Source organism: Methylovorus sp. MP688 (assembly GCF_000183115.1).
Lineage (GTDB): Bacteria > Pseudomonadota > Gammaproteobacteria > Burkholderiales > Methylophilaceae > Methylovorus > Methylovorus glucosotrophus.
The window spans coordinates 1,329,864-1,344,506 of record NC_014733.1; the positions used below are offsets into that span (position 1 = coordinate 1,329,864).

A 14,643-nucleotide genomic window follows, 5' to 3' on the forward strand; every position below is an offset into this window, starting at 1 on the left:
GCCCATCTGATTCCATCTTTTACATGCCTGATTCTCCCGCCCTGATCCTTTGCTCCACGGCCCGCCTCGCACGCAGCTTGCGTTTGCATCATGACCGCCGTCAGCATGCCACCGGATTGTCGGCATGGCAGCCTCTTCCCACCCTTACGCTCAAGCAATGGCTGGATGATGTCACCGAGCAAGCGATCCTCAGTGGCGAGGTGGATGTGGCCACGGCGCCGCAGGGCGTGCTCAGTGAGCTGCAGGAACGCATGCTGTGGGAAAAGGTGATAGAAGAAGCGCTGGCGAACGACAATGCCGCCGCCTTGTTTGATGTGCCCGGCATGGCGCAAGCCGCCATGGAGGCGCATCGCCTGATGTTTGAATGGCAGCTGCAGATTCCGCCGGGCGGCCACACGGAAGAGAGTCGCCAGTTTTTGAGCTGGCGCGAGCATTTTGTGCAGCGTTGCCGCCAATCCGGCTGGCTGGAGCCTGTGCGCTATATGGCATGGCAGCTGGATTGCCTGGAGCGCGGCCAACTGCCTTTGCCTGCCAGTATGGCCTTTGCCGGATTTGACCGGCTGGGCCCGCAGGAACAGCGTCTGCAAAGCCTGTTGCAGCAGCGCGGCGTGGTGCTCAGCAATCACGCCACCTTGCTGGCGCAGCCCGGACACGCACAGCATGCCATGTTGGAGACGCAGGAGGCCGAATGCCGTGCCGCCGTCGCCTGGGTCGCGCAGCAGCTGAATGATAACCCGCAAGCGCGGCTGGGGCTGGTGGTGCCTGAGCTGGGCAAGCTGCGCACGCGGCTTGCAGCATTGCTGGATGAGGTGCTGCACCCCGTTACCGTACGCCCCGGCCTGGTGGAGGCGGATCGCGCCTATGACTTTTCCCTGGGGTTGCCGCTGAACACGCAGCCGGTGGTGCATGCCGCCTTGGCCTTGCTGCGTATCTTCTGGCAGCAGCGCATAGAGCAACAGGATTTTTCCGTATTGCTGCTTAATCCCTATTGGTCGGCCAGTCTGGGCGAGGCGGACGCCCGCGCCCAGCTGGATAGCCGCATGCGGCAATGGCTGCCACAAACAGTCAGCATGATGCGTTTGTTACGCCTGATTGAGCGCTTGCAGGAAGGCGAAAACCCGCTGCCCATTGGCCAGCTGCTGCAGGATTTACGGGCTGGCTGGGCAGTGCGTGAGGCGCAGCCGCGTCGGCAATTGCCTTCGCTATGGGCCGCCGAATTTGAACAATTGCTGGCTGCCTTGCAATGGCCAGGCGAGCGCAGTATCTCCAGCCATGAGTTCCAGGCACAGCGCGCCTTTTCGCGCAGCTTGCAAGCCCTGGCACGGCTGGATGTGTTTGGTGACACTCTGAATGGCATGCAGGCATTGCAGCGTCTGGGCGAGCTCTGCCGCGAGCAGATATTTCAGCCCGAGGTCAGTGGCGATCCGCCCGTGCAGGTGATGGGTATGCTGGAAGGCGCCGCCGCCCCGCTGGATGCGCTGTGGGTGATGGGCATGAATGATCATGTCTGGCCACCACCACCAAGACCTAACCCGCTTATTCCTGCCACGGTGCAGCGCGCCGCTGGCGTGCCGAATGCCGATAGTGCGGTGCAAACGGCGTTTGCCCGCATTCTGCATCAGCGCTTGTTGCATACCGCACCGTTGATCGTGTTTTCCAGCGCATTGAAAGATGGCGAACGGCAATTGCGCGCGAGCCCGATATTGAGCGATATCCCCGTGTTCGATGGCGATTGGGCCAAGGCCCAGACCCTGGCTGAGCAACTGGCGCATGGCGAACACGCAGCCCTGCAAGTGCTGGACGACCACATGGCACCGGCGGTGGGCGAGGGCGAACATGTGTCTGGCGGCACGGGCCTCCTGAAAGCGCAGGCGATCTGCCCGGCATGGGCGTATTACCAGTACCGTCTTGGTGCACGTGAGCTGAAAGCCCCGGTGAATGGGCTTGAGCCCGCCGAGCGCGGCACGCTGGTGCACGGCGTGTTACAGCATTTCTGGCAGGGGCGTGACCTGGCTTATTTGCAGGCGCTGGATGCCGAAGAACTGCATGCGGCGCTGGCAGAAGCCGCGCAACAGGCCTTGCAGGACTTTGCCGCCGAACGCGACGAAACGCTGTCGCCTGCGTTTTGCCAGCTGGAGCAGGAGCGCCTGATCAAACTGGTCAGCGCCTGGCTGGCCTTTGAAAAAACGCGCGAAGTGGATTTCAGTGTGCTGGATTGCGAACGCGACACCAAGGTAATGATTGAGGGCGTGGAAATCCGGCTGGTGCTGGACCGGATTGACCAGCTACCGGATGGGCGCGTACTCATCATGGACTACAAAACCGGGCAAAAGCCGGATATCCGCAACTGGGCGGAATCGCGCATCACCGAGCCACAACTGCCGGTCTATGCCGCATTCAGCCTGGACGATGGCGAGGTGGCAGCCGTCAGCTTTGCCATGGTGCGCACCGAGGAGCATGCGTTTTCCGGGATTGCCGGTGAAGAAATCCTGCCTGCGCTGATGACACTGGATGATCGCAAGGCACGCGATATTTTTGATGCCGAACGCTTTGCCGACTGGCATACCTTGCTCGATCACTGGCGCGAAAGCCTGCAAGCGATTGCCCGCGAGCTCAAATCTGGCGAGGCCGCAGTGCGGGTGGCGGATCCTCTGCAGCTCAGGTATTGCGAAGTGTTGCCCTTGCTGCGTTTGCCCGAGCGGCAACTGCAGTTTGAGCGCCTCCAGGCTCAGCAAGACGGGAGCCGCGCATGAGTGACAATATGCTGAATGACGAAGCCGCGCTGCAAGAGCATTTGCTCGCGCAGGATGACGAAAGCCGTCGTCGTGCCCTGGAGCTGGAAAGCTTTATCGTTGAGGCTCCGGCGGGCGCGGGTAAAACCGAGCTGCTGACCCAGCGCTACCTCAAGTTGCTGACCACCGTGCGCGAGCCGGAAGAAATCATCGCCATTACCTTTACCAACAAGGCGGCAGCCGAGATGCGGGCGCGTATTCTCGATAGCCTGCTGATGGCGGGCAGTGGCGAACGGCCGCCGCAGCCACACAAGCAGAAGACCTTTGCGCTGGGTCAGGATGCTTTGCAGCATGCCGCGGAGCGCGGCTGGCATTTGCTGGAAAACCCGGCGCGCCTGCGTATTTTTACCATTGACTCGCTGAGCAGCCATCTTGCACGGCAGATGCCGCTGATGAGCCGCTTTGGCGCGCAACCGGCGGTGACGGAAGATGCCTCCGCCTATTATCAGCTGGCGGCCGAGCGCACGCTGGATCTGGCCGATGGCAGCAGCGATGCAGTGACGCAAGCCTTGCGCTATGTGGATAACGACAGTTTGCGCCTCACCCAGTTGCTGGCCGACATGCTGGCCAAGCGCGATCAGTGGCTGCCGTATGCCAATCGCACCGATACCCGTGATCTGGCCGAGGCCGCCTTGCAACATCTGATTACGCAGGACATGCAGGAAGCGCTGGCTGCTTTCCCGGTGCGACTGCAGCAGGTGCTGATGCCGATTGCGCGCTATGCCGCCACCAACCTGCCATGCGAAGCGCCGATTGCCCTGCTGCGCGATTGGGAAACCCCCATGCCCGCCACCCCGAATGCCTTGCCAATGTGGCTGGCCGCCTGCGAGCTCCTATTTACCGGGCAGGATAGCTGGCGCAAAACCGTCAACGTCAATACCGGCTTTCCGGCGGTCCCTGAATCCAAACCTTATAAGGAGCAGCTGGCGGAGCTGATAGCCGCTCTGCAAGCCACAGCGGGTGCCGATGCTGCCCTGTGCCGCTTGCGGTGCCTGCCGCAGTTGCGTGCAGGGGAGGAGAGCTGGCAGGTGGTGTCGGCCCTGGCGCAATTGCTTAACCTGGCCGTGGCCCAGCTGTGGTTTGTATTTCAGGAGGCGCGTGAAGTTGATTTTGTCGAGATATCACAGCGTGCCTTGAATGCCCTGGCGGATGATACTGATGCGCCCAGTGACCTTGCCCTGCGGCTGGATTACCGTATTCAGCATCTGCTGGTCGATGAGTTTCAGGACACCAGCCCTGGTCAAGTGCATCTGCTGCAACGCCTGACGCGCGGCTGGGAAGCGGGAGATGGCCGCACGCTGTTTGCCGTGGGCGACCCCATGCAATCCATTTATCGCTTCCGCAAGGCTAACGTCGGCCTGTTTCTGGAAGTGGCGCGCGAGGGCATAGGCGATATTCACCTGACGCCATTGCAGCTGTGCCGCAATAACCGCTCCTGCCCGCCGGTGGTGGACTGGATCAACCATGCATTCGCAAAAGTATTCCCGCGGGAGGACAGCATCGCGCGCGGCGCCATTCGCTATCGCCCGTTTGTGGCTACCCGTGCAGACGAGGTTGATACCGGTGTTGTGATGCATCCGCTTATTCAGGGCACGGATGAGAGCAATGAGCAATTGCGCACGCGCGAAGCGGCGCTGATGGTCAAGCTGATCCGCGAAGAGTGGGCCGCTCATCCGCAGCGCCGTATCGCGGTTTTAGTGCGCGCTCGCAGCCATCTGGAGCATCTGGTGGCGGATATTCGCCGTCATCATCGCGATATCCGTTTTCAGGCGGTGGAAATTGAAGCGCTCGCCGGGCGCCAGATCATTCAGGATTTGCTCGCGCTCACGCATGCCTTGCATCATCGCGCGGACCGCGTGAACTGGCTGGCTATTTTGCGCGCGCCCTGGTGCGGGCTCACGCTGGCGGACATGCATGTGCTGGCGGCGAGTGATCATCGCAGCACTATCTGGCGCTTGTTACAGCAGGATGCGCGCCTGGCGGCCATGACCGAAGATGGCCGTCAGCGCGCGTTGCATGTGCGCAGCATTTTGCAGGAAGTGTTGGCACAGCAAGGCCGGCTGCCCGTAAGCCGCTGGTTGCATAGTGCCTGGCTGATGCTGGGCGGGCCATGGTGCCTGTGGGAGCCGGGCGATGTGCAGGACGTGCAGGCGTTTTTTGCCTTGGTGGACAAGCTGGACAATCAGGGGCAATTCACGCCGATACGCTTGGCGGAAGAAGTCGAGAAACTCTATGCCGCTGCTGACGAGGCAGCGGATGGTCGCCTGCAGCTGATGACTATCCACAAATCCAAAGGCCTGGAGTTTGATACCGTGATCTTGCCTGGCCTTGAGCGCAAGACGGGGAATCAGGATAGTCCCTTGCTGCTGTGGGAAGAAGTGGCGATTGCAGATGAAGAGCAGGGCAGCAGCGTTGAACTGGTGGCCGCGCCCTTTGTGCCGAAAGGCGCGAGGCTGGATGACGGCCTAACGCCTTATGATTACCTGCGGCTGCTGGAAAAAGAGCGCGCTGAACACGAAGATGCCCGTGTACTGTATGTGGCAGCCACGCGTACCGAGCGCCGTCTGCATCTGATTGCCACCGCCACGGTCAATGCCAAGGGCGAACCACGTCCGGCGTCTGGCAGCTTTTTGCAATTGCTGTGGCCGCAAGTGGCCTTGCAGTTTGCCGAGGCCATGGCAGCAGAGGGCGTTAGCGAGACCAGCCCGCAGGCGGAAGCCACGCTTGCCGATTTTGTGCCGCCGCTGGTTCGGCTGCAACAGCCGCAGATGCCCGCCGTTTTGCAAACCGCCACGCCCTTTACGCCACTGTGGAACCCGGGAGAAGCCAGTGAGTCGCTTAGTCTGGCGGCCAGCCTGGAGGCCGATATTGGTACGCTGGCCCACCGTTATCTTGAGCTGATGGCGCGCCAGGGCTTGGCTACCTGGCCGGAGGCTCGCATACACCAGGCCATGCCCGCCATGCTGCGCTGGTTGCAGCAACAGGGCCATGCCGAAAAACAGGCACATGATGCCGCCGCTGTGGTGGTGCAATTGCTGCTGACGACTTTACGCAGCGCAGATGGCCAGTGGGTATTGCAGGCTCGCGAGGGCGCGGATGCCGAAGTGGCCTGGAGCTATGCCGATGCCAGCGAGCTGAAGCGCTATGTGGTGGATCGTACGTTTGTGGAAAATGGCGTACGCTGGATTATCGATTACAAAACCGTGGCGCTAGCGGCTGACATCAGCGAAGAGCAGTTAAGGGCGCAAGTGGCGCGCTACCGGTTGCAACTGGATAACTACGCCAGTCTTTTTGCCGATCAGGGAACTCTGGTACGCAAGGCCATTTTCTTCCTGGCGCTGGGGAGGCTGGTGGAACTGGCTGCTGAGGATCAGCTTTTCTGATTTAGCGGCTTTATCAAGCGCGAATCAGGCAGATCAGGGTGTGGTTGCAGTGCGCCCACGCTCTGATCTGCAAAAGTCTTCCGGCTTTAATCGTGATGATGGTGACTGCGACTTACCGCCTTGAAGTGGCGGCGCACATACCACACCAGGAAAATAACCCCGGCGATCACCAGTACGATATGAAATTCGTGGAAATACACCTTGAGCTGATCCCAGTGCTGACCAAACTTCATGCCGGCATAGGCCAGCAGACCGCACCAAAGGACGGAGCCGGTAAAGGTGTAGAAAATGAATTTGCCCATATTCATTCGGGCAATCCCTGCCGGAAAGGCAATAAACGTCCGCACCGCGGGTAGCAGGCGGCCGATGAAAATGGTGATTTCCCCGTGTTTTTCAAACCAGCGGTCGGCCAATGCCAGATCATGGTGCGAAATCAGTAACCATTTGCCATATTTGTGCACCAGCGGGCGGCCGCCATACATGCCCAGATAATAGGCTGGGATAGAGCCAATCACGCAGCCCACTGCGCCCGCCAAGGCCACGCCCCACAATGTCAGCTCCCCTGTATAAACTAGATACCCCGCAAACGGCATGATGATCTCCGAGGGTAAGGGGATACATGCGGATTCAATGGCCATCAGCAATGCCACGCCTCCATAACCCAGGGTTGAAATGACCAAAATGATCCATGAAGCCACCATGGCTATAAGTTTTTCGAGCATCGTGTGAGGGCCTTAACATCGTTTTAAATTTTGAGCTTGTATCATACCGGCAACGAATGAAAGGATTATGCATAAAATTTACTAATCAAATATGGCCTGGTAATTGCTTTTTATATTATGCATACATGTATCAGCCCATTGCCAAAGGGAGCAAAAATGAAGTTAGTAAGTATGGTCGTCATGGCCGCTGCGCTTTTTTCACAGCATGCAGTCGCCCAAACAGTAGATCTTGGGGTAGCGAGCAACTATAACGTTTTCGTATTTGATAGCTACAAAAGTACAGGTTGGAGTTCTATCGGAGGTGCCGTTGCTGTGGGTGGCAATGCAGATATCAGCACATCCACCATCAGCAACTCTGCCAATAACCCCTATGGATTGGTCGTAGGCGGAAACCTCACCAAATCTTATGGCGGTGTCAATGGAACTACCTGGGTCGGCGGTGCAGTCGGCAAACCTCAATGGGATAGTTACAACAACTACTCCAGCAGTGATGCTCCCATTGATTTTGCCGCGGCCAAAACATCGTTTTCAGCCTTGTCCGACAAACTGGCTTCAACCGCCTCTACGGGCACTGTGAGCTATAGCTATGGCAGCACCGGCAACCTTACAGGCACCGGCTCAAGCGTTGAATACTTTTCCGTGAATGGCAGTGACCTCACCAACATCTCCAACTGGAGCTTTGCCAATGTACTCGCCAACGCCACATTGATCATCAATGTTTCCGGCAGCAATATCAGCCTGAGTGGCGGTTGGTCAGGTTTCAGCAGCTATAACGTGCTGTTCAACTTCTATGACGCGACAACGGTGAACCTAAGCAACATCAGCTTCGCCGCCAGTATTCTCGCTACAGACGCCACCATCACCGGTAGCGGCGGCAGTTTCATCGGCACCGCAGTCGCCAATAGCTGGAGCAACTCCCTGACGGTAAGCAATCGAGCCTTCTCTTCTTTCGAAATGGCTACTCCCGCCGTAAGTGCTGTTCCCGAGCCTAATGCCGTGATCCTTCTGATCATGGGTATTCTGATGATTCTGGGTTACAGGCAATTTAGAAGCATACTCTGATTTTTCGACGAGTCCTCATGAGGTAAAAACACTACAGGCCGCAACTGCGGCCTGTAGTGTTTTTATTGGCTATCAAGGTTGTGGTAAAGCCGATTATGCCTCAACTTAGATCCTTGATTAGCGTTTCAATCAATTCACTCCGTTGTTTAATCGTGTGGGTTTCCACCGTCATCCTTAGTTTGTCCGGCCCATTCATGCGGTAGCGGCGGTCGCGCTGTAGCAGGCTGACCAGTTTGGTTGGATCAAGCTCGCTACTTTGACTAAACGTGAGCTGAATGGCGCTATCACTGGCGTCGATTTTCGTAATGCCGAGCGGCTTGGCGGCGATACGAAGGCGATGGCAGGCGATCAGGGCTTCGCCTTGTTCGGGGAGTATGCCAAAGCGGTCAATCAGTTCTTCCTGCATGGTGTCGAGGTCGTCGTCGTTGTCGCAGTTGGCGAGACGCTTGTAAAGCACCAGTCGCTCGTGCACATCGGGACAGTAGTCATTCGGCAGCAGGGCGGGGGTATGCAGGTTTATTTCGGTGGTGACGCCCAGTGGGGCGTTGATGTCTGGTTCCTTGCCAGCTTTTAGTTGCTTCACCGCGTGGTTCAGCATGTCGGAGTAGAGTGAAAATCCGATCTCCTGCATTTCGCCGCTTTGTGAGTCGCCCAGCAGTTCCCCAGCGCCGCGGATTTCCAAGTCGTGCATGGCCAGGTGGAAGCCGGCGCCAAGGTCTTCCAGCAGTTGAATCGCGTCCAGGCGCTTTTGCGCTTGTGGGGTGATGTTGCGGTCGGGGTCCGTCAGCAAATAGGCATAGGCCTGATGGTGTGAGCGGCCGACGCGGCCACGTAGCTGATGCAGCTGCGCCAGGCCAAACATATCGGCCCGATTCATGATGATGGTGTTGGCGGTGGGCACATCAATGCCGGTTTCAATAATGGTGGTGCAGAGCAGCAGGTTGAAGCGTTGCTGGTAGAAGTCGCGCATGACGTGTTCGAGTTCGCGTTCGCGCAGCTGGCCGTGGGCAATGCCAATCCGGGCCTCGGGCAGGATGCGTTCCAGCTTTTCTTTCATCACGAAAATAGTGTCGACTTCGTTGTGCAGGAAGTACACCTGGCCACCGCGCTTGAATTCGCGCATGGCGGCTTCGCGGATGATGCCTTCTGAATAGTGCGTGGCAAAGGTTTTGATCGCCAGTCGCTTTTGCGGCGGCGTGGTAATAACCGAAAACTCGCGCAGGCCTTCCATGGCCATGGATAGCGTGCGGGGAATCGGGGTGGCGGTCAGCGTCAGCACATCCACTTCGGCGCGCATGGCTTTCAGCTGTTCTTTCTGGCGCACGCCAAAACGATGCTCTTCATCGAGGATGACGAGGCCAAGGTTCTTGAACTTCACATCTTTCTGGATCAGGCGGTGGGTGCCGATGATGATGTCGATATTGCCGTCTTCCAGTCCCTTGATCGCTTCTGCTTGCTCTTTCGCGGTGCGGAAGCGCGAGATTTCCGCGATCTTGATCGGCCAGTCGGCAAAGCGGTCGGCAAAGTTGTTGTAATGCTGTTCGGCAAGTAGCGTGGTTGGCACCAGCACGGCTACCTGGCGGCCGCCCATGACGGCAACAAACGCGGCACGTAAGGCGACCTCGGTCTTGCCGAAGCCCACATCGCCACACACCAGGCGATCCATCGGCCGGCCGGATTGCATATCGCTGATGACTGCCTCAATGGCAGAGAGTTGATCCGGGGTTTCTTCAAACGGGAAGCCTTCGGCAAAGGCTTCGTAATCCTGCAGGGTGAGGGTAAAGGCATGGCCTTTGCGCGCTGCGCGCTGGGCATACAGGTTAAGCAGCTCAGCCGCCGTATCGCGGATTTGCTTGAGGGCTTTTTTCTTGGCCTTTTCCCATTGACCGCTACCCAGTCTGTGCAGGGGCGCGGATTCCGGTGGCCCGCCCGAGTAGCGCGAGATCAGGAATAACTGGGAAACCGGCACGTAAAGCTTGTCATCGCCTGCATATTCCAGCAGCAGGAATTCGGTTTCGCCCTCGCCAAAGTCGAGATTGACCAGGCCCTTGTAACGGCCTACGCCGTGCTGTTCGTGCACCACGGGGTCTTGCTCGCGCAGCTCGGATAAATCCTTGAGCATGCCTTCGGTATTGCGTGATTTTTCCTTTTCACGGCGGCGCTGCTGGCGCACCGTGGCCGCATAAAGCTCGGCTTCGGTGATGATGCAGAATTTATCGGCGACAAAACCGCCATGCAATGCCGCGACACCGAGCATCACACGTGCATCGCCTTGCTGAAATTCTTCCCAGGAGTTGCCATGACCATCGCCACAGGCAGAAAACGGCACCTGATGATCGCTGAATAGCTGGGCCATGGTCTCGCGACGCCCCAGGCTTTCAGCCGCAATCAGGATACGGCCTTTGTATTTCTTGATGAACTCCTGCAGCTTGTGCAATGGGTGATCGGCGCGGCGCTCAATCTCCAGCGCGGGCAAGCCGCTAGCGGTTTCTGTGGTGAGCTGAATCCGGCCCCAGACATGGGTGCGGGCAAAAAAGTCTTCGGTTTTGAGCAGCAATACCTCCGGCTGCAGGATAGGTCGCTCAGGATCATGCGCCAGCTGGCGGTAGCGGGATTGCGCATCACGCCAGAAGCCTTGGGCGGCATGGTCGATATTGCCGTGCATGCAGAGAATGGCAGAGCTCGGTAAATAATCCAGTACCGTGGCTGTTTCCTCAAAAAACAGCGGCAGATACCACTCAATGCCACCGCTGGCGATGCCTTTGCTCACATCCTTGTAAATGCGGCTACGTGAAGGGTCGCCTTCAAAGGTTTCGCGGAAATTCTGTCTGAAGCGGCTGATGCCAGCCTCATCTAACGGGAATTCACGTGCGGGCAGCAGGCGTATCTCGCTAACCGGATAAACACTGCGCTGGGTATCAACATCAAAGGTGCGGATGCTTTCGATTTCATCATCGAATAAATCAAGACGGTAGGGCAGGCTGCTCCCCATGGGGAACAGATCAACCAGCCCGCCACGCACGCTGAATTCGCCCGGGCTCATGACCTGGCTGACATGGTGGTAGCCCGCCTCTGCGCATTGCGTGCGCAAGGCGTCCAGATCCAGACGCTGGTTTTTCTTCAGCATGAAGGTATGCGCGGCCAGATAGGCATTGGGCGGCACCCGGATCAGGGCCGTAGACACCGGCACGATAATGACATCGCAGGTGTTCTGGCTGATCTGGTACAGCGTCGCCAGTCGCTCTGAAATCAGGTCAGGATGCGGTGAGAAGTGATCATAGGGCAGGGTTTCCCAGTCCGGCATCATATGCACGCTGAGGTCAGCGGCGAACCACGGCATCTCTTCCAACAGGCGCTGAGCTTCAAATGCGCTCGCACACAGGATCACCAGCGGTGTGCGCTCAGGCTTCTGCTTAAGTTCGCGCGCGAGTCGTGCCAGGGCCAGGCTGTCGAGGCCGGTTGGCAAAGGTTTGATACGTTCGGAGGAGCCAGACGCCGGGATGGGCAGGGAAAACTGCATGAAAAAACCGCAAATGAATGAATAACAAATGCATTATAGCCGCTTGCGGCAAGCTGCGGCTATGCAAGCGGCACTATACAAGGGCTTAAGCCTTTCATGGCCTGGTCAGAACACGGCCTTAAGGCTCATACATCAGAGGGTGGATTCAAAAAGAAGGAAATGCTGCGGAGCGAGCTTGTCGCAGCTATTCCAGTTCATGTATCCACAGACCAGCCTGCTGGTTAAAGCCAGTCAGGCTGAAGCTTAGCCCAGCAATTGGCTGATCTGTGCTTCCGCCTGTTCCCAGTATTCGACAGGGTTGCCTTTGAAGCCATTGCGTTCCGCCAGGAAATAGGCGGCAACCTCGGTCATTTTGTAGCGCTCTTCTGCGCTGATCTTGCGTGGGGAGGATTTGGTTTTTGCCGAAGCAGCCTTGGCTGTGGCCGTTTTTTTAGGGGTGGTTTTTTTGGCAGCAGGCTCTGCTGCTTTGGCAGCCGTTTTTTTGACGGCGGGTTTCTTTTCTTCAGTTGCTTTCGATACAGCCATTTCCGTTCCTTTCGTTAAGAGGGACTTCCATGATGCATGCAGCGTATGCGCTGCGTTGGAGGCAAGGCTGGTAAGCCTTGCCTCCATCATATTAAAGCGTTCCGCCTACCGTCAAGCCGTCGATGCGAAGTGTGGGTTGGCCGACACCTACTGGTACGCTCTGGCCTTCTTTGCCGCAGGTGCCGACGCCACTGTCAAGCGCCATGTCATTACCTATCATCGATACGCGCTTCAGCACCTCAGGGCCATTGCCGATCAGGGTGGCGCCCTTGACGGGATAGGTGAGCTTGCCGTCTTCGATCATCCAGGCTTCTGCGGCCGAGAACACGAATTTGCCGCTGGTAATGTCGACCTGGCCGCCGCCAAAGTTGGCCGCATACAAGCCTTTTTTCACCGACTTGATAATCTCTTCCGGGGCCATGTTGCCATTCAGCATGTAGGTGTTGGTCATGCGCGGCATGGGAATGTGGGCATAGGATTCGCGACGGGCATTGCCCGTCATCGGCATGCCCATCAGGCGTGCATTCAGGCTGTCCTGAATGTAGCCACGCAGGTAGCCGTCTTCAATTAATACCGTACGCTGGGTCGGGTTGCCTTCATCGTCTATGTTGAGCGAGCCGCGGCGATTGGAAATCGTGCCGTCATCCACTACCGTCACGCCGCGCGCTGCTACTTGCTGACCAATCGCATTACTGAAGGCAGAGCTACCCTTGCGGTTGAAGTCGCCCTCCAGGCCGTGACCAATCGCTTCGTGCAGCAAAATGCCGGGCCAGCCTGAACCCAGCACCACGGTCATGCTGCCAGCCGGAGCAGGGCGCGCTTCCAGATTGACCAAGGCTTGATGCACGGCTTTCTGGGCGTAATCCTGTAATACCTCATCGGTGAAGTACGCATAGTCAAAGCGACCCCCGCCGCCAGCCGAACCTTGCTCGCGCCGGCCGTTGGCTTCGGCGATGACCTGAATAGAGAGGCGCACCAGAGGGCGCACATCGGCGGCCATCATGCCATCGTGACGGGCGATCATGATCACTTCGTATTCGCCCGCAATCGATGCCATGACCTGGGTAATGCGCGGATCGGCTTTACGCGCATAGCCTTCCAGGCGCTCCAGCAGCTTCACTTTGGCTTCGGCACTGAGTGAGGCGATGGGGTCGTGCGGAATATAGAGTTGTGGCGCATCAATGCGTTGAATCGCGCTACCTGCTTGCTCGGCGCCTATCGCGGCAATGGCCTTGGTGGCGTTGGCTGCTTGCTGCAGGGCAGGCAGATTGATGTCGTCCGAGTAGGCAAAGGCGGTTTTTTCACCACTGACGGCGCGCACGCCCACGCCTTGGTCTATGCTGAAATTGCCGGATTTGACCTGACCTTCTTCCAGGCCCCAGCTTTCGGCACGGCTGTACTGAAAGTAGAGGTCGGCATAATCCACCTTGTGCGACATCATATTGCCCAGCACGCCTTGCAAGGCGGCGACATCGAGGCCGCTCGGTTTCAAGAGCGTTTCGGTGGCGGTGTCAAAATGGCTGCCGGCTAAAGGGCTGGAACTGCTGGGTATCTGGTCAGGCTTCATGGCCGTTACTCTCTAAGGGACTATAGGTCAGAATATAACAGGGGAGCAGAGTTCCCCTGTTACGTATTTTCTGCAATTGTGACTCATTAAAGCCTGTGTTCAGGCGATAAGTTGTAGCGTAAATCTTTAAAACGCAGTCTGTGGTGAGGTGAGCTGGTTACAGGGTGCGGTGTTTCAGCGCTGGCAGGCTGCCGCGCAGGCTGGCCTGATAACCGGCATTCACCGAGGCGATGACCACACCGGAGCCACGCGGCAAGCGGTCCAGCACCACACCCCAAGGGTCCACAATCATGCTGTTGCCATGGGTTTCGCGGCCGGAGGCATGGTAGCCACCTTGCGCCGGGGCGATGACGTAGCTCAGGTTTTCAATGGCACGCGCCCGCACCAGGCTTTCCCAATGGGCTTTGCCGGTAGTCTCGGTAAAGGCCGATGGCACCACGATGATATCGACTTCTTTCATGGCCCGGTAAAGCTCAGGGAAGCGCAGGTCGTAACAGATGGAGAGGCCGATTTTGCCGAAAGGGGAGTCCAGCACCACGACTTTATCGCCTGCTTCGATTGTCGTTTCTTCACGGTAATGCTCATTGCCGAGATCGAGGCCGAACAGGTGAATCTTGTCGTAGCGTGCGACTTGCTTGCCTTTGTCATCAAACACCAGACAGGCATTGCGGACTTTGTCTTCGGTGGAGGATTCCAGCGGTATGGAGCCGCCGATCAGCCAGATTTCGTGCTTCTTGGCGATTTTGGATAAAAAGCGTTGTATCGGGCCGCTGCCTTCTTTTTCGCGTGCGGCCACCTTGTCGGTATCGCGGATGCCCATGATGGCAAAGTATTCCGGCAAGGCCACCAGTTTGGCGCCCTGGGCGACGGCGATCTCAATCAGTCGCTCTGCTTCACTGAGGTTGGCGGAGACATTCGGGCCCGAGGCCATCTGAATGGCTGCGACCCGGACGTTACCCGGAGCAGGGGCTGCAGGTTTGCTGGATTTCACTACTTTTGCGCGAGATTTGATAGCCATCTTGATTCCGAACAATATTATCGTTTTTTATGGATGATACTTTATGGGCACTGC

The 14,643-nt window shown here is 57.8% G+C and carries 8 protein-coding genes; 3 read left to right on the forward strand and 5 right to left on the reverse strand.

Features of this window, described 5'->3' with window-relative positions:
* The first annotated feature begins 23 nt into the window (after nucleotides 1–23).
* Nucleotides 24–2,753, forward strand: coding sequence for a PD-(D/E)XK nuclease family protein (locus MPQ_RS06435; protein WP_041362127.1), 2,730 nt, complete (start codon nucleotides 24–26; stop codon nucleotides 2,751–2,753).
* The gene (locus MPQ_RS06440; protein WP_013442099.1) at nucleotides 2,750–6,175 is read left to right on the forward strand and encodes an exodeoxyribonuclease V subunit beta; all 3,426 of its coding nucleotides are present in this window, start codon (nucleotides 2,750–2,752) and stop codon (nucleotides 6,173–6,175) included. Before MPQ_RS06435 ends, MPQ_RS06440 begins: the two co-directional genes overlap by 4 nt.
* Before the next feature lie 86 nt (nucleotides 6,176–6,261).
* Here the strand turns inward: MPQ_RS06440 and MPQ_RS06445 are convergent, their stop codons facing one another.
* Nucleotides 6,262–6,897 (reverse strand): DedA family protein, encoded by a 636-nt coding sequence (locus MPQ_RS06445; protein WP_013442100.1) that lies wholly within the window; start codon nucleotides 6,895–6,897, stop codon nucleotides 6,262–6,264.
* 156 nt (nucleotides 6,898–7,053) lie between these two features.
* Between MPQ_RS06445 and MPQ_RS06450 the strand changes: the two genes are divergently transcribed.
* Nucleotides 7,054–7,959, forward strand: coding sequence for a choice-of-anchor A family protein (locus MPQ_RS06450; RefSeq protein WP_083801052.1), 906 nt, complete (start codon nucleotides 7,054–7,056; stop codon nucleotides 7,957–7,959).
* Between the two features lie 100 nt (nucleotides 7,960–8,059).
* Here MPQ_RS06450 and mfd read toward each other — a convergent pair whose 3' ends face one another.
* The 4 genes from mfd to MPQ_RS06475 all read right to left on the reverse strand — a co-directional run bounded on the left by mfd (nucleotide 8,060) and on the right by MPQ_RS06475 (nucleotide 14,589).
* Nucleotides 8,060–11,479 (reverse strand): transcription-repair coupling factor, encoded by a 3,420-nt coding sequence (gene mfd / locus MPQ_RS06455; RefSeq protein ID WP_013442102.1) that lies wholly within the window; start codon nucleotides 11,477–11,479, stop codon nucleotides 8,060–8,062.
* A 243-nt stretch (nucleotides 11,480–11,722) separates the two neighbouring features.
* Entirely contained in the window at nucleotides 11,723–12,004 is a 282-nt protein-coding gene (locus MPQ_RS06465) for a DUF2934 domain-containing protein (protein ID WP_013442103.1), read from the reverse strand.
* A 91-nt stretch (nucleotides 12,005–12,095) separates the two neighbouring features.
* Complete coding sequence (tldD, locus tag MPQ_RS06470) at nucleotides 12,096–13,571, reverse strand: metalloprotease TldD (RefSeq protein WP_013442104.1); 1,476 nt, start codon at nucleotides 13,569–13,571, stop codon at nucleotides 12,096–12,098.
* Between the two features lie 157 nt (nucleotides 13,572–13,728).
* Nucleotides 13,729–14,589: a carbon-nitrogen hydrolase family protein gene (locus MPQ_RS06475; RefSeq protein ID WP_013442105.1), complete on the reverse strand. Its 861-nt coding sequence runs from the start codon at nucleotides 14,587–14,589 to the stop codon at nucleotides 13,729–13,731.
* Between the last annotated feature and the right edge of the window lie 54 nt (nucleotides 14,590–14,643).